The sequence below is a fragment of the Streptomyces sp. NPDC006925 genome, assembly GCF_042869575.1.
Lineage (GTDB): Bacteria > Actinomycetota > Actinomycetes > Streptomycetales > Streptomycetaceae > Streptomyces.
Genome location: NZ_JBIAGB010000009.1, coordinates 228,648 through 248,239, shown reverse-complemented (window position 1 = coordinate 248,239; position 19,592 = coordinate 228,648). Strand labels below are relative to the sequence as shown.

16 protein-coding genes and 1 tRNA gene are annotated in these 19,592 nt (G+C 71.2%); 7 read left to right on the top strand and 10 right to left on the bottom strand.

What is annotated here, in order from left to right; all coding sequences use genetic code 11:
- The first annotated feature begins 10 nt into the window (after positions 1–10).
- Positions 11–1,162, top strand: a complete 1,152-nt coding sequence (locus ACFYNS_RS15650; RefSeq protein ID WP_360299505.1) for a P1 family peptidase — start codon at positions 11–13, stop codon at positions 1,160–1,162.
- A 167-nt stretch (positions 1,163–1,329) separates the two neighbouring features.
- On the opposite strand, the gene ACFYNS_RS15645 is transcribed toward ACFYNS_RS15650, so the two are convergent.
- The 6 genes from ACFYNS_RS15645 to ACFYNS_RS15620 all read right to left on the bottom strand — a co-directional run bounded on the left by ACFYNS_RS15645 (position 1,330) and on the right by ACFYNS_RS15620 (position 9,551).
- On the bottom strand, positions 1,330–3,477 hold the full coding sequence (locus tag ACFYNS_RS15645; RefSeq protein ID WP_388603237.1) for a fructose-specific PTS transporter subunit EIIC: 2,148 nt from the start codon (positions 3,475–3,477) through the stop codon (positions 1,330–1,332).
- Positions 3,474–4,442: a 1-phosphofructokinase gene (gene pfkB / locus ACFYNS_RS15640; protein WP_388603235.1), complete on the bottom strand. Its 969-nt coding sequence runs from the start codon at positions 4,440–4,442 to the stop codon at positions 3,474–3,476. Before pfkB ends, ACFYNS_RS15645 begins: the two co-directional genes overlap by 4 nt.
- Positions 4,443–4,487: 45 nt before the next feature.
- Positions 4,488–5,249, bottom strand: a complete 762-nt coding sequence (locus ACFYNS_RS15635) for a DeoR/GlpR family DNA-binding transcription regulator (RefSeq protein WP_360299498.1) — start codon at positions 5,247–5,249, stop codon at positions 4,488–4,490.
- Between the two features lie 266 nt (positions 5,250–5,515).
- The gene (locus ACFYNS_RS15630) at positions 5,516–6,532 is read right to left on the bottom strand and encodes a sigma-70 family RNA polymerase sigma factor (RefSeq protein WP_360299495.1); all 1,017 of its coding nucleotides are present in this window, start codon (positions 6,530–6,532) and stop codon (positions 5,516–5,518) included.
- Between the two features lie 560 nt (positions 6,533–7,092).
- Positions 7,093–8,649: an MFS transporter gene (locus ACFYNS_RS15625; protein WP_360299493.1), complete on the bottom strand. Its 1,557-nt coding sequence runs from the start codon at positions 8,647–8,649 to the stop codon at positions 7,093–7,095.
- 236 nt (positions 8,650–8,885) lie between these two features.
- Positions 8,886–9,551 (bottom strand): TetR/AcrR family transcriptional regulator, encoded by a 666-nt coding sequence (locus tag ACFYNS_RS15620; protein ID WP_388603231.1) that lies wholly within the window; start codon positions 9,549–9,551, stop codon positions 8,886–8,888.
- Between the two features lie 519 nt (positions 9,552–10,070).
- On the opposite strand from ACFYNS_RS15620, the gene wrbA reads away from it, so the two are divergent.
- From wrbA to ACFYNS_RS15605, 3 genes are all read left to right on the top strand, one after another.
- Positions 10,071–10,697: an NAD(P)H:quinone oxidoreductase gene (gene wrbA, locus ACFYNS_RS15615; RefSeq protein WP_360299487.1), complete on the top strand. Its 627-nt coding sequence runs from the start codon at positions 10,071–10,073 to the stop codon at positions 10,695–10,697.
- Between the two features lie 171 nt (positions 10,698–10,868).
- Positions 10,869–12,734 carry a glycoside hydrolase family 3 protein gene (locus ACFYNS_RS15610; protein WP_360299485.1) on the top strand — a complete coding sequence of 622 codons (1,866 nt, stop codon included), beginning with the start codon at positions 10,869–10,871 and terminating at the stop codon, positions 12,732–12,734.
- Positions 12,735–12,817: 83 nt separating this feature from the next.
- Positions 12,818–12,893, top strand: a tRNA-Arg gene (locus ACFYNS_RS15605).
- A gap of 696 nt (positions 12,894–13,589) precedes the next feature.
- On the opposite strand, the gene ACFYNS_RS15600 is transcribed toward ACFYNS_RS15605, so the two are convergent.
- The gene (locus ACFYNS_RS15600; protein ID WP_360294660.1) at positions 13,590–14,036 is read right to left on the bottom strand and encodes a DUF1772 domain-containing protein; all 447 of its coding nucleotides are present in this window, start codon (positions 14,034–14,036) and stop codon (positions 13,590–13,592) included.
- Between the two features lie 90 nt (positions 14,037–14,126).
- On the opposite strand from ACFYNS_RS15600, the gene ACFYNS_RS15595 reads away from it, so the two are divergent.
- Positions 14,127–14,705 (top strand): TetR/AcrR family transcriptional regulator, encoded by a 579-nt coding sequence (locus ACFYNS_RS15595; protein ID WP_388603227.1) that lies wholly within the window; start codon positions 14,127–14,129, stop codon positions 14,703–14,705.
- A 474-nt stretch (positions 14,706–15,179) separates the two neighbouring features.
- On the opposite strand, the gene ACFYNS_RS15590 is transcribed toward ACFYNS_RS15595, so the two are convergent.
- On the bottom strand, positions 15,180–15,809 hold the full coding sequence (locus ACFYNS_RS15590) for a type III effector protein (protein WP_360294654.1): 630 nt from the start codon (positions 15,807–15,809) through the stop codon (positions 15,180–15,182).
- A gap of 125 nt (positions 15,810–15,934) precedes the next feature.
- On the opposite strand from ACFYNS_RS15590, the gene ACFYNS_RS15585 reads away from it, so the two are divergent.
- Positions 15,935–16,366 (top strand): Hsp20/alpha crystallin family protein, encoded by a 432-nt coding sequence (locus tag ACFYNS_RS15585; protein WP_360294651.1) that lies wholly within the window; start codon positions 15,935–15,937, stop codon positions 16,364–16,366.
- 481 nt (positions 16,367–16,847) lie between these two features.
- On the opposite strand, the gene ACFYNS_RS15580 is transcribed toward ACFYNS_RS15585, so the two are convergent.
- Positions 16,848–17,288: a hypothetical protein gene (locus ACFYNS_RS15580; RefSeq protein WP_388603224.1), complete on the bottom strand. Its 441-nt coding sequence runs from the start codon at positions 17,286–17,288 to the stop codon at positions 16,848–16,850.
- Positions 17,289–17,939: 651 nt separating this feature from the next.
- The gene (locus ACFYNS_RS15575; protein ID WP_388603280.1) at positions 17,940–18,458 is read right to left on the bottom strand and encodes a hypothetical protein; all 519 of its coding nucleotides are present in this window, start codon (positions 18,456–18,458) and stop codon (positions 17,940–17,942) included.
- A 379-nt stretch (positions 18,459–18,837) separates the two neighbouring features.
- On the opposite strand from ACFYNS_RS15575, the gene ACFYNS_RS15570 reads away from it, so the two are divergent.
- A complete protein-coding gene (locus ACFYNS_RS15570; RefSeq protein WP_388603222.1) occupies positions 18,838–19,575 on the top strand; it encodes a TetR/AcrR family transcriptional regulator in 738 nt (245 codons plus the stop codon).
- Positions 19,576–19,592: the final 17 nt, after the last annotated feature.

The window sequence follows — 19,592 nt, the reverse complement described above, 5'->3', positions numbered from 1 at the left end:
TTGATGCCCCATGGAGACTCACGGCGGCCAGGAGCCGCGCCCCGCGCAGGAGCAGCCGACCCGCACCCGGGACGCGCTGACCGACGTCCCCGGCTTGCGCGTGGGCCACGCCCAGCGCGACGGGGACGGCTGGCTCACCGGGACGACCGTGGTGCTGGCTCCGCACGACGGCGCCGTCGCGGGAGTCGACTGCCGCGGCGGGGCCCCGGGGACGCGCGAGACGGACGCGCTGGACCCGCGGAACCTGGTGGAGCGCATCCACGCCGTCGTCCTCAGCGGCGGCAGCGCGTTCGGCCTGGACGCCGCCACGGGCGTGATGAGCTGGCTGGAGGAGCAGGGCCGGGGTGTGCGAGTGGGAGACGACCCTTCGCAGGTGGTGCCGGTGGTCCCGGCGGCGGTCATCTTCGACTTGGGGCGCGGGGGTCGCTGGTCCGCCCGGCCGGATGCGGAGCTGGGCCGCGAGGCGGTGGAAGCGGCCGCGGCGACACCGCGGGGCGCACCGGTGGCGGAGGGCAGTGTCGGTGCCGGGACGGGGGCCGTCGTCGGCGGCCTCAAGGGCGGCACCGGCACGGCGAGCACCCGGCTGGCCTCCGGGGCGGTGGTCGGCGCTCTGGTGGTGCTGAACGCGGCGGGGTCGGCGACGGACCCGGCCACGGGCGTGCTCTACGGCGAGCTGGCCGACGGTCTGCCGCACATCCCGTCCGAGGACGAGCATGCCGAGGCCGAGATACTGCGCTCCGAGGCGAAGGAGGAGACCGACCGACGCGTCGCGGGGACACTACGCCCCGCGCTGAACACCACGCTCGTGGTGCTGGGGACGGACACGGCGCTCACCCGCGCGCAGGCGCAGCGGCTGGCCGGAAGTGCCCACGACGGTCTGGCCAGGGCGGTGCGCCCGGTACACCTCATGCACGACGGCGACACGGTCTTCGCCCTGGCCACGGGGGCACGCGAGCTGGCGACGGGCGAGTTCAACGAGGTGCTGGCGGCGGGCGCCGACGTGGTGGTCCGGGCCGTGGTCAAGGCGGTGCGGGCCGCGGGAGGGGTGGATGGGCCGGGCGGTGTCTTTCCGTCCTACAGCGATCTCTACGGTCCCGCGCTCTCCGGAGCGGACGAGGCCGGTTCCTCCGCGGAGCACGAGGAGCGCGACGCCGGACACTGACGGGGCTCCCGCGGCCCCGGCCCGCCGGGACGCGACGCCGATGCCGATGCCGGCCGGCGGTACCGGCCGGTCCGACCCGCCGGGCGGCGGGCCGGGAACCGGTTCCGCGACGGTACGGGCCGGACCGGCCGTCCAACGAGGCGGACGGGCCGCCGGGCGGGCTCCGCTCAGACGCCTGCCGTTGCCCGCGGCTCCGCGCTCTCCTGCGCCGGGCTGCTCCCTACCTCGGTGGGCTGCTTGCGGGCGCCCTTGAGGAGGAGCGTCGCCCCGGCCGTGACCAGGGTTCCGGCCGCGATGGCGACGAGGTAGAGCAGCGGGGAGCCGATCAGCGGCACGACGAAGATGCCGCCGTGCGGCGCCCGCAGCGTGCTCCCGAAGCCCATGGAGAGCGCCCCGGTGACAGCTCCGCCCGCCATGGAGGCGGGGATCACCCGCAGCGGGTCGGCGGCGGCGAACGGGATCGCCCCCTCGCTGATGAAGGAGGCACCGAGCACCCAGGCGGCCTTGCCGTTCTCCCGCTCGGTCCTGGTGAACAGGCTGCCGCGGACGGTCGTGGCGAGGGCCATGCCCAGAGGCGGCACCATTCCGGCCGCCATGGCGGCGGCCATCACCATCAGGCTGCCGTTGCCGGGGTCGGCGCTGGCGATACCGCCGGTGGCGAAGGTGTAGGCGACCTTGTTCACGGGCCCGCCCAGGTCGAAGCACATCATCAGGCCGATGAGCAGCCCGAGCAGGACGGCGTTGGTGCCGGTCAGGCCGCCGAGCCAGTCGGTCATGGCCTGCTGTGCGGTGGCGATGGGCTTGCCGACCACCACGAACATGAGGGCGCCGACGATCGCCGACGAGAGCAGTGGGATGACGACGACCGGCATGATGCCGCGCAGCACGGCCGGAACGCCGACTCGCTGGACGGCCATCACGAGGGCGCCCGCGAGCAGCCCCGCCACCAGGCCGCCCAGGAAGCCCGCCTCGATCTGGACCGCGACGGCACCGCCCACGAAGCCGGGCACGAGGCCGGGCCGGTCGGCCATGCCGTAGGCGATGTACCCGGCAAGAACGGGGACGAGGAACCCGAAGGCGAGCCCGCCGATCTGGTTGAGCAGGGCGGCCCAGCTGTGGACCTCGGTCCACACGAAGTGGTCGGCGACGGACTTGGCCCCGGCGATCTCGTAGCCGCCGAGCGCGAAGGAGAGGGCGATCAGCAGCCCTCCGGCGGCGACGAACGGGACCATGTAGCTGACGCCGGTCATCAGCCAGGTCCGCAGCCGGGTACCGAATCCGTCGCCCTGTGCGGCCCCTGCGTCCATGGGCGCGGAGGCGGTGGGCCGGGGTGCGTGCTCACCCCGTTCGGCCTTGTCGCGGGCCTCTTGGAGCAGTTCGGCGGGGCGGTTGATGGCGGCCTTGACCCCGACGTCGACGGTGGGCTTGCCCGCGAAGCGTTCCCGCTCCCGTACTTCGACATCGTGCGCGAAGATCACGGCGTCCGCGGCGGCGATCACCCCCGGGTCGACCCGCTGGAATCCGGCCGATCCCTGCGTCTCGACGGTGAGCACGGTGCCGGCCGCGTCCTCCTCCGCCGCCCGCTCCAGCGACTCGGCGGCCATGTAGGTGTGGGCGATGCCGGTGGGGCAGGAGGTGACGGCGACGATCCGGAAGGGCCCGGACGACGCGGCGCCGGATCCGCTGGTCCCGGTCGTTCCGGTCGTCCCGGGCTCCGGCGAGTGCTCCGGCGGCTCGGGGCGCTCCGACTCCGGGCCCATGGGCTCGGTGCCCTGCGGCTCCACCTGCTGCGGCGCCTGTCCGAGCGGCGCCGCCGCGCGATCGGCCTCCGACGGCTCCTGGAGCTGCTCGTCCGCCGCGGGCGTGTCCGGTGCGGAGTCGCCGCGTATCAGCGCCGACGCCTGCTCCGGGTCCGCGACGGAGCGGAGGGCGGCGGTGAACTCCGGGTCGGCCAGCCGACGGGCGAGCGAGGACAGGATGGTCAGATGCTCGCTGTCCGCCCCGTCGGGCGCCGCGATCAGGAAGACGAGGTCGGCAGGGCCGTCCGGAGCGCCGAAGTCGATCGGCTCCTGTGGACGGCCGAAGGCGAGCGTGGGCTCGCTGACGTGGGTGCTGCGGCAGTGGGGGATGCCGATGCCCCCGTCCAGACCCGTCGGCATCTGCGCCTCGCGGGCCTCGACATCGGCGAGGAACCCGTCGAGATCGGTGACGCGGCCCAGCGACACCATCCGCTCCGCGAGCGAGCGGGCGGCATCGGACTTGGTTGCGGCGGTCAGGTCGAGATCGACGAGTTCCGCGGTGATCAACTGGCTCATCGGACGGCTCCGTTGACGTCGGGGAGAAGGGGAAGGTCCAAGGGGACGTCGGTGGTCACGGTGACCGCTTCCGGACGGACGTCGTCCGGTCCGGGCATCTGGCTGCCGGGGAGTTGTACGGCGGCAGCGCCGTGCGCCACGGCCGAGACCAGCGCACGGGCCCGTGCGCCGCCGGCTGTCAGGAAGCCCGCCAGCGAGGCGTCGCCCGCGCCCACATCGCTGCGGACGGTGGTAACGGGAGCGGTCCCGAAGTAGGTCCCCGTGTTGTCCACGAGGAGTTGTCCCGTGGCACCGAGGCTGGCCAGGACCGCTCCCGCGCCCGCCGCCCGCACCTCGTCGGCTGCCTTGACGGCGTCCCCGACGGTGGTGAGGGTGCGGCCGACGACCTCGGCGAGTTCCTCGGTATTGGGCTTGACCACGTCGGGGCGGGCGGAGAGGGCCGCCGCCAGCGCGGGTCCTGAGGTGTCGAGCGCGACCTGGACACCGTTCTCACGGGCCCGGCTGACGACGGCCGCGTACCACTCGTGGGAGAGACCGCGGGGAAGGCTGCCGCTGCACACCAGCCAGCGGGCGCGGCTGCGGGCGGCCTCGGCCGCCAACGTGTCCAGGAGTGCCCGGGACTCGGCGGCACCGATGTCGGGCCCGGCGGCGTTGACCTTGGTCAGTGTGCCGTCCGGTTCGGCCAGGGCGACGTTGACCCGGGTGGAGCCGTCCACCGGCACGCCGGCCACGGCGACGCCGAGTCCGCCGAGGAGCTGGGCGAGGAGGGCGCCCTCGGGACCGCCGAGGGGCAGTACGGCGAGGGTGGGGTGTCCTGCCGCGGCCACCGCTCGGGAGACGTTGACGCCCTTGCCGCCCGGATCGACCCGGTCGGACCCGGCACGCAGCACCGCGCCGCGGCCGAGCCCGGGAATCTCGTAGGTGCGGTCCAGGCTGGGGTTGGGAGTGATGGTGAGGACTGTCATGGGGGTCCAGAGGTTGTTGCGGCGTGCCGGTGCGGAAGGGAGGGCTCAGACCCGTTGGACCCGGGCACCCTGGTCTTCGATGGCCCGTGTCTCGTCGGGGCTCAGGCCGGTGTCGGTGATGAGGAGGTCGACCTGGGAGAGGTCGCCGAAGCGGGCGAAGTACTCCTCCCCCGCTTTGGTGGAGTCGGCCAGGAGCACCACGTGCCGGGCGGCCGCCATCATCGTGCGCTTGACGGCTGCTTCGGCCAGATCGGGGGTGGTGAGGCCGCCGTCGACGGAGAACCCGTTGGTGGCGAGGAAGAGCACATCTGCCTTGATCTCGCCGTAGGTCCGCAGGGCCCACGCGTCGACGGCAGCCCGGGTGCGGTGCCGCACCCTCCCGCCGACGATGTGCAGCTCGATCCCCGCGTGGTCGGCCAGGCGGGCCGCGGTCGGCAGGGCGTGGGTGAGGACGGTCAGCGAGACGTCGGCGGGTATGTCCGAGGCGAGCCGGGCCGTGGTGCTGCCGGCGTCGAGCACCACGCTGCCTTCCCGGGGCAGGTGCGCGAGGGCGGCCTGCGCGATGCGCTCCTTCTCCTCGGTGGCTGCCGACTCCCGGGCGGCCAGGTCGGGCTCGAAGTCGATGCGGCCTGCGGGGATGGCCCCGCCGTGGACGCGTCGTAGGAGTCCGGCACGGTCCAGAGCCTTGAGGTCACGGCGCACGGTCTCGGCGGTGACGTCGAACTCGGCGGCCAGGGACAGCACGTCCACCCGCCCCTGCTCTTCGGCGGTACGGAGGATGGCCTGCTGGCGCTCCGGTGCGTACATGTGGGTTCAGGTCCGTTCCATGCCCGATCGTGTGAGTTCTCCGCGAGACTACGACCGGACAACCAGAAAGTAAACACACTCGGGCATGCTTTCGGGCACTAACGGACTCTGGAGTGGTGGAGGCGGCGGGAGGGCGGGGGGAGAGCAGGGGCAGGGAGGCAGGGCGCCTGGGGCAGACAGCAAAGAGCCCCGGCGCTCGGGGGAGGGCACCGGGGCTCGTCTTTGGGGGCGACGACGGGGGCGGGCCGGAGTATCGGCCTGAGGAGTTATGCCGCCTCGTCGAAGCCCGTGTCATGGGCCATCTTCTTCAGTTCCAGGAGGGCATGCTTCTCGATCTGGCGAATCCGCTCCCGCGTCAGGCCGTGCTGCTTACCGACCTCGGTCAGGGTGCGCTCGCGGCCGTCGACCATGCCGTAGCGGGCCTTGATGATGGAGGCCGTACGGTCATCGAGCCTGCCGATCAGGTCGTCGAGTTCCTCCCGGCGCAGCACGGTCAGCACCGACTGCTCGGGGGAGGCGGCCGAGGTGTCCTCCAGCAGGTCGCCGAACTGAGTCTCGCCCTCGTCATCGACGGACATGTTCAGACTGACGGGGTCGCGCGCCCAGTCCAGCACGTCGGTGACGCGCTCGGGCGTCGAGCTGAGTTCAGCGGCCACCTCCGCCGGCTCCGGGTCGCGGCCGTGTTCGCGGTTGAACTCGCGCTGGACCCGGCGGATGCGCCCCAGCTCCTCCACGAGGTGGACGGGGAGCCGGATGGTGCGGGACTGGTCGGCGATGGAGCGAGTGATGGCCTGGCGGATCCACCATGTCGCATAGGTGGAGAACTTGAAGCCCTTGGTGTAGTCGAACTTCTCCACCGCGCGCACGAGTCCGGCGTTCCCCTCCTGGATCAGGTCCAGCAGAGGCAGGCCACTGCGCGGGTAGCGGCGGGCCACAGCCACCACGAGGCGCAGGTTGGAACGGATGAAGACATCCTTGGCCCGCTCGCCCTCGGCGACGATGGCCTCCAGGTCTTCGCGGCTCGAGGTGGCGCTCGCCGAGTCGCTGGAGACCGGCTTCTCGAGTCCGTCCAGAATGCGCTGGGCGTAGACGCCCGCCTCTATCGCGAGGGACAGATCGACTTCCTTGGCGGCGTCCAGCAGCGGGGTGCGAGCGATCTCGTCGAGATACATGCCGACCAGGTCGCGATCCGCGACTTCGCTGCCAGCGGTGCGAACACTGCTTGCCGTGTCGGAGACACCGGTGGTGTTCTCCTGACGACGGGCGACGGCACGGGTTGCCATGCGTGCTCCCTTGCGAGTGATCTGAAACTTTGGCCTGGTGGCTGACTGTCGGACACTTCACGGGTGCCCGCCTTGCGTAGATGTCAACGGCTGGAATCCGGACTAAATTCCCAACCTGCGCAACATTTTTCGGATCATGCAGTAAACTGCGCCGCTACCCGTGCGGACAGCACAGTGACTGAGCGCACTCAGGCGCTGGTCGGAGCGGTATGGAGCTGCTCCAGGCGGGCTCCCGAATCCGGTCCGCGGCTGCCGGAGGGGCATCGTCATCGACGCCCTTCACCCGTGTAGACGGCTGATGTTCCCTGTTGGTTGCGTGCCCCTGCCCGCTCCCGCCCACGGCACACCTGCGGCATCCGGGCGACGGCTCCGCGAGTCGCCCCGCACGGCAACCGGCAGTACGAGGGGCGCGCTCAGGCGCTCGGCGCCGGCCCGGGCAGCCGCGCCGAGCGGCCCCGGCACGAGCGGCGGGAAACACGAGAGCGGCCCCCGTGTCCCATCGGGGACACGGGGGCCGCGGTAGCCCGGTGACCGGCACCGTGCCGGGCGTGGGGCATCCGTCAGTGCATGGCTGCCAGCACCGGCTCCGGCTCGTCGCCGGGGCGGTCGCTGCCTGCCTCGCCGTCGAGTGTCTTTCCGGGGGCGGGGTTGCCGCCGCCCCGGGCGTTCACGAAGACCGTGACGATCGTGGCGGAGACGAGCAGGATGCCCACGGCCCACCAGATCGCCGAGGTGTAGCCGTGCACCATGGCCTCCAGCTTCAGCATCTGCTGGGCGGGCTTGGTGGTGGCCTCGGCGACGTGCGCGGTGACGTACGAGGTGGTGGCGCTCGCCGCAATGGTGTTCAGCAGCGCCGTACCGATGGCGCCGCCCACCTGCTGCGAGGTGTTGACCATCGCGGAGGCGACACCGGCGTCGCTCGGCCGCACACCGTGCGTGGCCAGCGACATCGCGGGCATGAACGCCGTACCGAGCCCGAGGCCCAGCAGCACCTCTGCCGGGAGGATCAGCGCCGGGTAGGAGCTGTCGACCTCCAGCTGGGTCAGCAGGAGCATGCCCACCGCCGCGGTCAGGAAGCCCGGTGCCATCAGCAGGCGGGCCGGTACGCGGGTCATCAGCCGCGCCCCGATCTGCGTGGAGCCGGTGATCATGCCGGCCACCATCGGCAGGAAGGCCACACCGGTGCGCACCGGGGAGTAGTCCTTGACCACCTGCAGGTAGTACGTCAGGAACAGGAAGAGGCCGAACATGGCGATGACCGCCAGGCCGAGCGACAGGTAGACCCCGCCGCGGTTGCGGTCGGTGACCACACGCAGCGGCAGCAGCGGCGCCCGGAGCCGCGATTCGACCACGGCGAACGCGGCCAGCAGGACGACGGCGGCGATGAACATGCCGATGGTGCCGCCCTCGCTCCAGCCGTCCGTCTCCGCACGGGTGAATCCGTACACCAGGGAGACGAGGCCGAGTGTGGAGAGGACCACACCGGGGATGTCGAGTGCGGACCGGTTGCGGGTCCCGGACGGTTCATGGATGACGCTGATCGCACCGAGCGCGGCGATGGCCGCGAACGGGACGTTGACGTAGAAGGTCCAGCGCCAGTCCAGGTACTCGGTCAGTACACCGCCGAGGATGAGCCCGATCGCGCCGCCGCCACCGGCGATGGCGCCGTAGATACCGAACGCCTTGGCGCGCTCCTTGCCGTCGGTGAACATCACCGCGAGCAGGGACAGCGCAGCCGGTGCCAGCAGTGCGCCGAACGCGCCCTGCAGGGCACGCGCCGACAGCATCATGACCTCGCCGTTCGCGGCACCGCCGAGGGCCGACGCGAGCGCGAAGCCGATGAGTCCGGTCACGAAGGCGCGCTTACGGCCCCACATGTCGGCGATCCGGCCGCCGAAGAGCAGAAGTCCGCCGAAGGCGAGGGCGTAGGCGGTGATGACCCACTGCCGGTTCGCGTCGGATATGCCCAGGTCGACCTGGGCGGAAGGGAGCGCGATGTTCACGATGGTCGCGTCGAGGACGACCATGAGCTGCGCGATGGCGATGAAGGCCAGCGCCTTCCATCGCCGGGGGTCGAGCCCGGCCTGCGCGTCGGCCGGAGATGGCGTTTCTGGCATGGATGTGCCTACCTCACGGTGCGGAGTACGAAAAATGGGACGTCGGGGAGACGCTGCTGAGCTGAGCGCTCAGACCGGCTCTCGTCTGGTGCGGGACATGCGCCGCGGGGAGGTACGAGCCCCCCGTGCTCGTACCTCCCCAGGTGTCGGGAGTACGGGGAGTACTGGAGGTGTGGACTCGGGAGAGGAGGAAAAGTGAGCGGTGCGGCAACCACTCGGCGCTGCGGCTGCGGAGTTCAGTGGTCCTGTCGCAGTTCCTCCAGAGTCGCGGCGTGACCGGGTAGTTGGGACTTGGCGGGAGCGCGCAGCCCGTCGAGGAAGAGCTGCACATGGCGTTCGACGAAGCGTTCGATGCGCTGGCAGCCGACGCCCGGCAGCGGCCGGGAGAGCTGGCTGAGCGCGATCATCACGTCGCCGACGTCGATGTCGGTGCGCACCTCGCCCGCCTGCTGGGCCCGCCGGATGAGCTCCTGGGTCAGTCGTTCGACCCGGGTGCGAGCAGCCAGGGACTGCGGCTCCGTGGGGTCGAAGCGGCCCGAGAGCATGGGGCAGAGCGCACCGATGCGCTCTTCCACCGCGGCGAAGACGAAGCGGCGCAGCGCCTCGAAGGAATCCTCTTCCTCGGCGAGCGCCTTGTCCGCCCGTTCCGCGATCCGCTCGGTCACGGCATGCATGACTCCGTGCACGAGCGAGTCCCGGTCGGGGAAGTGCCGATAGAGGGTCGCATTTCCGACCCCGGCAGTGCGAGCGATTTCATCGAGGGAAGCATCCGCCCCGTGGACGACGAACGCCTCACGGGCCGCGGTGAGGATGCGCTCGCGGTTGCGCGCCGCGTCGGCCCGTCCCTTGGGAGCCGCGCAGCCGACAGTGACGCGCTTGGTGGCATCGGTGGCGCTGCCCATCTGTGACTCCTTCGTTCCGTCGGGGGGCTGGTGCTTCTGGCCTCGGTTGCTGCTGGTCGTGGGATCGCGTGCGGATGTGGTTGTCGGTCGGCGTGTTGCTGCCGACGAGTGTGACGTGCGGGCGTGGTGCTGTGCGTCGTACCAGGGTTGGCATGACAGCAGTGCTTTGGTGGCACTGGAGGTGGTGCTGAGGTCCTCCATCCGGGGACCTGGTCCCCGTTTTGTGGAGACGGCTATGTAAACGGGGACGCGATCCCCGGTTATTTCCCTGACTTCTGTGACTCACCTCACTCGCGCAACAGTCACCACAGCAACCCCACCCAGCCGGGTACTCGGCACCGACCCGACCCCCACTCCCCCGGCCCCGAACCCCGGCAGCTCCGGAGGCCGAAACCCGCACGACGGAACGGACAGCGCACCAGGCGCGAGGAGGCAAAAAACCCACATACGAGATGTGACGGAACCTGGCCCGCCCCCAGAGGCACCCGAGAAGACGCCCCCACGAAAGGACGGAGCGGCATGTCCAAGTCCACCCCGGTCAAGGTCGCGGTCATCTACTACTCCGCAACCGGCACCATCGCCTCCCTCGCCAAGGAGATCGCCGACGCGGCGCAGTCGGCGGGCGCGGAGGTCCGGCTGCGACGCGTCCAGGAGCTCGCGCCGCAGTCCGCCGTCGACTCCAACCCCGCCTGGGCCGCCAACGCACGCGACACCGCGGACATCCCCGAGGCCACCCCGGACGACATCGACTGGGCGGACGCGGCGATCCTCGGCACCCCCACCCGCTACGGGAACGTCACCTCGCAGCTCAAGCAGTACCTCGACACCCTGGGCCCGCTGTGGGCCGAGGGACGGCTGGCCGACAAGGTCTACAGCGGCTTCACCTCGTCCTCGACCCTGCACGGCGGGCAGGAGAGCACACTGCTGGCCCTCTACAACTCAGCTCACCACTTCGGCGGCATCATCGTCCCGCCGGGCTACACCGACCCCTCGAAGTTCGAGGACGGCAACCCCTACGGCACCTCGCACGTCGACGCACAGGGCCAGAAACCGGTCGACGGCACCGCGCTGAAGGCGGCCCGCGTGCAGGCCGAGCGGGTGGTCCGGACCACGCGTGCGCTCAAGGCGGGGCGCGCGGAGGAGTAGGCCGGGCGCCGAGGGCACGACCGAGCCGGACGCCACTGGACTGGACCCAAGAAGTCCCGCGCGGCGTCTGGCCCGGGGCGGCGCCGCGCTGGGACGATGCTGCTGCATCCAGCGGTGACCTCCACATGACCACGTGCTCCACCCACACATGCACAGGTGAGGAGCGTTCCGATGCAACAGCCCACCTCTCGCAGACACCTCCTCGCCGCCGCGGCCGGCGCCGCCGCGCTCGGCGCGACGGCGTCGCCCGCGGCGCGCGCAGTCGGCAGCGGCGAGCTCTCCGGCACCGTGTCCGGCCATCGGCACGGCCGTTCGGCGCACGCCTCCTCAGCCGCCGTCCGCGCTCGTGCGGCGGCTCTGCTGCGCCGGATGAGCCTCGACGAGAAGATCGGCCAACTGTTCGTCGTCGAGGTCTACGGCGCGACCGCGGAGGCGGAACACGACAGGAACCGCGCGCTGTACGGCGTACCGACGCCCGCGGACGTGGTGCGGAAGTACCGCCCCGGGGGTGTCATCTACTTCGACGCGCGCCGCGGCCCCGACAACGTCCAGGAGCCGCGTCAGATCGCACGCCTCTCCAACGGACTCCAGAGCGCCGCCAGGCGGGCCGGTGCACGCGTACGCGTACCGCTGCTCATCTCCATCGACCAGGAGGGCGGCAGCGTCGTCTACCGGATGCTGGAGCCCGCCACCCAGCTCCCCGGCAACATGGCGCTGGCCGCGACCCGCTCCGCCCGCGACGCCTACGACAGCGCCGACATCATCGGCACGGAACTGGCCGCCGTCGGCATCAATCAGAACTACGCACCGGTCGCCGACGTCAACATCAACCCCGCGAACCCCGTGATCGGGGTCCGCTCGTTCGGCTCGGACACCGCACTGTGCGCGGAGTTCGTGGCCACGGCCGTACGCGGCTATCACCAAGGCGGCGTCGCCAGTGCGGCGAAACACTTCCCCGGACACGGCGACACCGATGTCGACAGCCACACCGGACTGCCGGAGATCAAACACACCCGGGGCGAACTGGACCGGATCGACCTGCCGCCGTTCCGCGCCGCCATCCGGCGCGGCGTCGACACGATCATGACAGCCCACATCGTCGTCCCATCCCTGGATCCCTCCAGGACGCCCGCGACGATGTCGCACCGGATCGTGACCGGGCTGCTCCGGGAGGAACTCGGCTTCACCGGCCTGATCGCGACGGACGCCCTGGACATGCGCGGCGCCACCGCGGACTTCCCACCCGACATCGCCCCCGTGCGCGCCCTCCAGGCGGGCTGCGACCAGCTCGTGCTGGCACCGAAGCTGGACACCGCGTTCGGAGCCGTACGAGAGGCCGTGCGCTCCGGCGCGGTCCCCCAGGAGCGACTGGACGACTCGGTGCAGCGGATCCTCGAGCACAAACTGCGGCGCAAGCTGTTCCCCGCACCGTACGTGAGCGAACGGCGCGCGGCCCGCACCGTCGGCAGCAGACGGCACCGCTCCCGGGCCCGGCAGATCACCGAGCGGACGATCACGCTGGTACGGAACGAGAACGGTGCCCTGCCGCTTCCCCGCAACCTGGGCACCGTCCTGGTCACCGGGTGGGGCACCGCGCCCCTCGCCGCCCTCGCCCACGCCCTCGACGCCCAGCGCGGCCGGCGGACGACCACCATCGAGACCGGCACCCGACCGGACACCACGAAGATCGCGGAGGTGACCGAGGCGGCCCGCACGCACGACGCCACGGTCGTCCTCGCCAACGCCGCCGCGGCGGGCAGCGAAGAAGGCGTCGCCCAGGCCCGACTGATCGATTCCCTGACCGCCACGGGCCGCCGGGTGATCGTGGCGGGCGTCCGCCTGCCGTACGACATCCGCCGCTTCCCCGACGTCCCCGCCTACCTGGCCACCTACAGCTACGGCACCCCCTCCATGACCGCCCTCGCCCGCACCCTCTCCGGCGAAGTGGCCCCCCGCGGCACACTCCCCGTCCCCATCCCGGCCCTGGACGACCCGAACCGCGACCTGTACCCCTTCGGCCACGGCCTGCACTACTGACAGCACCACCGCAGACCCGATGACGTTGCCGACGCCACTCCCCCATCCGCTAGGCTGGGCGCGCGGATCTCCCGGATCCGCGCGCCTCCGTAGCTCAGGGGATAGAGCACCGCTCTCCTAAAGCGGGTGTCGCAGGTTCGAATCCTGCCGGGGGCACCAGCGAAAAGGCCCCGGACCGATCATGGTCCGGGGCCTTTGACATCCGCATCGGACCTCCGCGGCGATGTTCGATCACGGTCAGAGTCCGTGTCGGGTCACCACGTGCGGAGAGCCGCCACTGATGCTGGTCTGGTAGTGCCCGAGGATCTCCACGATGCAGGGAGCAACGGGGGACGCGGTTCTCCACGTACACGTCTTGCCGGCCAGACCCGACGATCTCGCCTCGCCGCAGGCCATCGGGACAGCCAGGACGAACGCTGCGCGGGGCGGATCTTGCCGGCGACACCCAGGAGGACCAGCGTCTCGTCCAGCGTTCAGGGGCTCCGCCCCCGGGGGTTGGTGACACGGCGGCGGCTCGACCGGACTGGCGACGTTGCGTGTCATCAACTGCTCGTGGGAGGCGGCACAGAGCGCCGAAAGCAGCACGTTGGGCGGCACCTTGGCAGTGGCCGCCGGGTCTTCCAGCCAAGAGCTCGGTCTCCCGTCGGGTGACACGAGACCGAGCTGCGAGCGCTGCTGTTCCTGTCCAGGAGGAGGTCGGTCCTCGTGGTCGGCGGGGTGTGCTCGGGTGTGAGGTCGGCGACGGCGGCGCGGACCGGCGAAAGTTCCAGGTTGTCGGTGTCAGCGACCCGGGGTGGTGGGGTGCCACGCTTCGGGGCGCACGGCTGGGTGCCGGCGGCTGGTGGGCCCGTGGGTTCAGGTGAGGGCGGTGACCAGCAGGGCGAAGGCGGCGATGATGACGGCGACGCGAGCGTAGTGCCAGCGCTCCCAGCGGTTCAGCTGCTGCTTCCAGTCGGCGGGCCGGTTGTCGGGGGTCCAGGTCCGGTTCCGGTTGTTGATCGGAACGAGCAGCAGGATCGACATGGCCACGCTCAGGGCCAGTAGCGCGCCGGCGGTGACGACGAGGCCGGTGCCGTGGTGGTGCCATCCGGCGGCAGCCCAGATGGCGACGAGGACGAGCGAGCCGATGTACCAGACCGGCATCACGGCACCGAGCATCCGGCCCCCGTGGGCGTGGCCGAGCTGACCGCTGTCCTCCGGGAGGGCGTTGAGAATCCGGTTCATGATGAAGGCGACGGAGAACTCCACCCCCACCATCACACCGACGACCACGGTGGTGACGACCTCGAGTGCGTTGAGCATGATGACCCTCTCGACATCTAGTGTTGCTAGCTGGAGAGTCAACGCTAGACCTTCTGTCGCTCGCTTGTCTAGCGGTGCTAGGCTCGAATCATGTCGGTACAGGAACGCAAGGAACGCGAACGGGCAGAACGCGAGCGCCTCATCGTGGCGACGGCCCGCGAACTCGCCGAGCAGCAGGGCTGGGAGGCGGTCACCACCCGCCGGCTCGCCGAGCGCATCGAGTACAGCCAGCCCGTCCTCTACAGCCACTTCCGCGGCAAACGGGAGATCATCGGCGCCGTCGCCCTGCAGGGCTCCACCGAGATGGCCGCGGCGGTGCGAGCCGCGACCGCCACCGCGGACGGCCCGCGCGCCCGGGTCCGCTCCCTCGCCCGCGCCTATCTCGACTTCGCCGAACGCAACCCGGCGGTCTACGACGCCATCTTCCAGCTCGACGGCGGGCTCGCGTACGCGCAGGAGGACACCCCCGAACCCCTCAAGGACGCCTTCGCCGCGCTGCTGGAGTGCCTCGGCGAGGTCGCCGGTGACGGCATCGCGCCAGGTCTGTTCACCGAGGTGTTCTGGGCGTCCCTGCACGGGGTGGCGACCCTGACGCGGTCCGGACGGCTGCCGCCGGAGGGCCCCGAGTCGAGGGTGGAGCTGCTGGTGGACCGGCTCCCGGTGGACTGACGCAGCGTCCCGACGGGCACCCGGCCGGGCCCCTTGGGGCCCCGCCGCCGTCTGCCTGCGGTCCTCTCGGCGCAGCCGCGGAGCACTGGGCCCCGCGCCCCGGGCGCGTACCCGCCCCGAAGGTGTGGCGCACACCGATCACGACCCGATACGCGCCCGGTTCGCATCGGCTGGTTTGTCGGACGCGAAGCGAAACAGCGCTACGGCCCTGGTGCGGTACGGCCGAGGGTCGTGTCTTCACTCGCGTCGACTCGGCCCGGCCTGCCGCCGGGGAGACGCTGGACTTCAGGCCGTCGAGAGCCGGAACAGCACGAGCAGCGGGGCTCCGCTACGGCAGGGAAAGCGCCACCGGCCCGGAAAAGCCGCGCGCTGGATGCACTTGCGGGCACCGGGCGGGCAGGGTGCAGCGCGTCGGCGGCTCGTTCCCCGAGGCGGAGGTCGATCCGGTTGGCGTTGCGGTGCAGCGGGCGCGGGTCAGGGGGGAGTGAGGGTGTCGAGTTGGGCGGCGAGGTCGGGGTGGGCCGCGGTCAGGTGGGGGCGGGTGGCGGCCAAGGGGGCGATGAGTTCGGTGGGGTCGTTGCAGGCGAGGGCCGCATGGAGTTCGTCGAGCGGGTGGCGGGCTGACGTGGGCAGGTCGGTGAGGGCGGTGATCTGGCCGGCGAGGCGGCGCAGGCCGGCTGCGTTGTGGCGGGCCCACGCGGTGGTGGTGCGCTTGGCGGCACGGGCCTGGCGGGTGGCGGTGATGCGCTGTTCACCGGTGGTGCCGACGGGGCCGGGGCGGCCGCGCAGGTAGCGGCGTTCGGCGGCCTGGCGACTGGTGACACCGAGGGGTTGGGCGAGGTCGGCCCAGCTGGCGCCCGCGTCGCGAGCGGTTTCGATCAGGCCGGTCTCCCATTCGGCGAGCTGTTCGCGCACCTGCCGGAGCAGCAGCAGGGAGGCCAGGGCCTGCTCCGGTTCCGGCCCGGCGCCGGGACTGTCAGGCATCTCGTGCTGGGCGGTGTGCAGGGCGTCGTCTATGGCGTTGAGGGCCGCCGCGGCAGCGAGGAACGACGCCGGACTGTGGGCGTCGGTGCTGGTTGCGGGCGGCTGGTCTGCTGCGGTCACGGGCCTCCCTCGACTGGTCATCGTGTCGTTGACATCCTGCTTGTCAACGCCTGGATGACATGTTACAACAATGGCAGTGAGGCGCATTGGCAGTTACTGCCCGACCCTCTGGAGGTGTTTTCACGATGTTGATGCGCACTGACCCCTTCCGCGAGCTGGACCGGCTGGCGCAGCACCTGGTGGGCCCGGGGACCTGGTCCCGGCCGTCCCCGATGCCGATGGACGCCTACCGCGAGGGCGACGAGTACGTCGTGGCCTTCGATGTGCCCGGTGTCAGCGCGGACGCGATCGACATCGACGTCGAACGCAACATGCTGACCGTCAAGGCCGAGCGCCGGCCCGTGGCGAAGCCCGACGACGTGCAGATGGAACTCGCGGAACGGCCGCTGGGCGTCTTCTCCCGGCAGATCACGCTCGCCGACACCCTCGACACCGAGCGCATCCAGGCCGACTACGACGCGGGCGTGCTCACCCTGCGCATCCCGATCGCCGAGCGCGCCAAGCCCCGCAAGATCTCCGTCGGCGTCGGAAGCGGCCGCAAGGAGATCTCCGGCTGACACCGGCCGGACCGGTGCGGAGGGCGGGGCGGCCTCCCCCAGCACCCCCGCCCTCCGCACCCGGTGAGCAGCCCGGCAAGAAGGGGAACGGCGGTCGATGGCTCTTCGGCCGCCGTTCCTCGGCGCTGTGGGAACACGCGGCGCACAACGGGAAGCGGGCTCGCAGCAACGCTCCGGCCGGCGTCAAGCAGCGGGCCGAGCACCATGGCCGCCCCGCCCACCCAGCGTCCTGGGAAGCCCGTTCCCTCCCGCCGCGCCACAGGCAGCACGTCACGCGGTCGGGCACCGATCGTCGCGGCCGAGGCCCCCATGAACCTCGTCGCTCTCATGCTGCTGACGATGCCCTCACCCGCTCCTGCGGCGCGTCGGGCCCAGAGGTGAACTGCGGGATCAGACCTGGGTACGACCGCCGAGTGGTCTGAGCAGGCCTGCGGTCAATCCGCTGGAGGGCCGGCCGGACCGGGCCTCTGCCCGGGGGCGTTCACGTCGGACCACATGCGGCCGGGGAACACCGCGCACAGCCCTGGGACTTGCCGAGCGCCATCTCCCCGCACCGCGTCAATCGTTCAGGGACGAGGCCGCGCTGCGGGCGGCCAGCACGGCTCCTCGGCGGGTGTAGGACGTGTCCCGGCTCGCCGTCTGCGTCACGGCTGCGGCTGTAGACGAGATGCACACGGAGGTTTCCGGCGCGGAAGGTGATCGTGGTGATGTTGATGCTGAGGTACGTCTCACCACCAAGTGTCTTCTCGTCTTGTTCGTACACCTCGATGATGGCCTCGTCTCCGAATTCGCCGGGCTTTCCGAGTTCGGACATCTTCGACCCGTCGAATCCGGTGCCCAGATCGCGCTGCTTGCGCATAGAGGATTCGGCGCTCTCCGTGGTGGCGAACTTGTGTGCCGTGATCATGAGATGGGAGTCCACGATGCCGGACGGTGCGGACGACTCGGTCGTCCAGCCGCACTCCCGCTCGGTGTCGGTCGTCTTGGAGTCGGCCGGGCGCCGGTAGTCCGATGAGGGTGTCCAGGAACGACTTGTCCGACAGGTTCCCGCAGATGTCCGGGATGGAGGTGAATCTGACCGGAGTCGCCGACGGGCTGGGCGTTCCGAACGCGGAGACGCCGTCGAGACCGTTGTCGTCTCGCGTGACGTAGACGGTGCTGACGACGGTGGCGCACGCGAGCAGCACCGCACCGGCCGTCACGGCTGCCGTCCTCCCCGTGATCCTCGGATTCGGCGGGGACTCCGGGAGTCTCTTCGTCCGCGGCGCTGCTCCGGGGAAGTGCTCCCGGAGCTTCCCGGTCTCCGGTTCGACCGGTCCGGACGTGTCCGCGGCCTCCGCGGTCGGCGGCCGGGTCGTGTCCGGTGGTGTGGCAGCGGGTCCGGCCGTCTCCGGGTTCCGCGGCGCTTCGGTCGGCTCGCCCGTCTCCCGGTACGGGGCATCGGCTGTGCGTGCGCGGCGGGTCGCCCTGTCGCGAGTGCGGTAGACGACGACGGCCAGTACGGCGACCCTGGCAGTGGCCGGCACCGGGTTGCCGAAAGCGATGTACGGCGTGACGCCGGCACGGACGCCTGTCACGACCAACGCCGTGTCGAATAGTGCGACGGAAGTGAGCCCCACGAACGCGTGGCCCGTCCCGCGGATCCAGCGTCCCGTTCGGTCGGTGAGAACCGTGGCCAGCGCCAGGAGGCCCGCCAGAGCGCCTGTGGACGCACCACAGAACTCCAGCCAGCCCCCGAACCCGCCGTAGTCACCGATGATGGAGATCGTGACCGATGCGCCGTAGATGACGAACAGGGCTGCCAGCAGGGCGAAGCGGGCGACGGCGCCCTGCCCCAGCTTGGCGTCGAGTCCCTCACCCGGACCAGTTCCATCACCAGGAACGGGGCATTGCCGTTCTCGGGCCCGCTCTCGCCGAGGTCGTGGACGGTCACGATGTGCGGATGCTGCAGACGGGCGGTGATCCGCGCCTCGCGGAGGAACCGGGCACGCGCCTCGCCACCGCGACTTCCCCCGTCGGCGAGCAAGGAGATCACCTTGACGGCGACCGGCCGGTCCAGCGTCTCGTCCCGCGCCTCCCAGACCTCGCCCATGCCGCCCTCACCAAGCCGCCGCACCAAACGGTAGCGGTCCCCCAGGAGTTGATCCCGCACCACAGCCCTCTCCCCCGTCTCGGGCCGACCTGCCCACCCACCGGTGAGGAGATGCTTCGATCAGCCGCCCGTCTCGGAGCGAGCCCGGCAATGCGATGACACTCACCGGAACATGAGCGGCCGACGACGCTCCGTGCACAGGGGGACGACGCGACCGGTCGGCACGGTTTCAAAGTCCGCTCCGCGAGCAGCAGTTCATGCCGCGCGGTGGGAGGCATACCGGGTAGTGAGAACGGCCGGGGGTGTGCACTGTCAGATTTTCCTCACAGTACGACGACTTCTCGGCCCTCGACGACCGGAAGCGTCGTACCGTCGCTGTATGCCCGCAGACGGACACACAGCCCCGCCCACCCTGCGCCAGCGGCGCAGGGCCGCCGCCACTCGGGAGATCCTGGACGCCGCCGAGTCGCACATCGCGGCAGAAGGCCCCGGAGCCCTGTCCCTGCGGGCGGTCGCCCGGAGCCTCGGCATGACCGTGCAGGCGCTCTACCACTACTTCCCCAGCCGGGACGCCCTCGTGACGGCGCTTGTCACCAAGGCGTACGACGACTTGGCCGACGCCGTGCAGGAGGCCGTCGACGCCACGCCGGACGCGCCCGGAGTGCCGCGCATGGTCGTGGCGGCGGAGGGGTATCGGCAGTGGGCCATCCACCACCCCGAGCGCTTCCAACTCCTCTACGGCACCCCGCTCCGCTACTACACAGCGCCCGCCGACGGTCCGACCACCCAGGCGATGCGCAGGATGAGCGACATCTTCCAGCGCGAGATGTTCGGCGGGTTCACGACAGCGCAACTGGCGCAGGCTGACACCGCCGTCCCACCACCGCTCCAGGAGTTCCTGGAGGGCCTGCCGCTCGGCGGTCCGGACGCGCTGCCGCCTGCTGCGGCCGCTCTCCTCTTCAGCGCCTGGGGGCACATGCACGGCCTCGTCGTCCTGGAGGTGTTCGGACACACCTCCTTCATCGGCGACCACCAGGCCGAGCTCTTCCACATGGCGATGCGGAACCTGCTCGCGGACACCCACCGCCGGATTCCCGGCGTTGCCGGACCGTCCTGACCGGAGCCCCCCCGGTC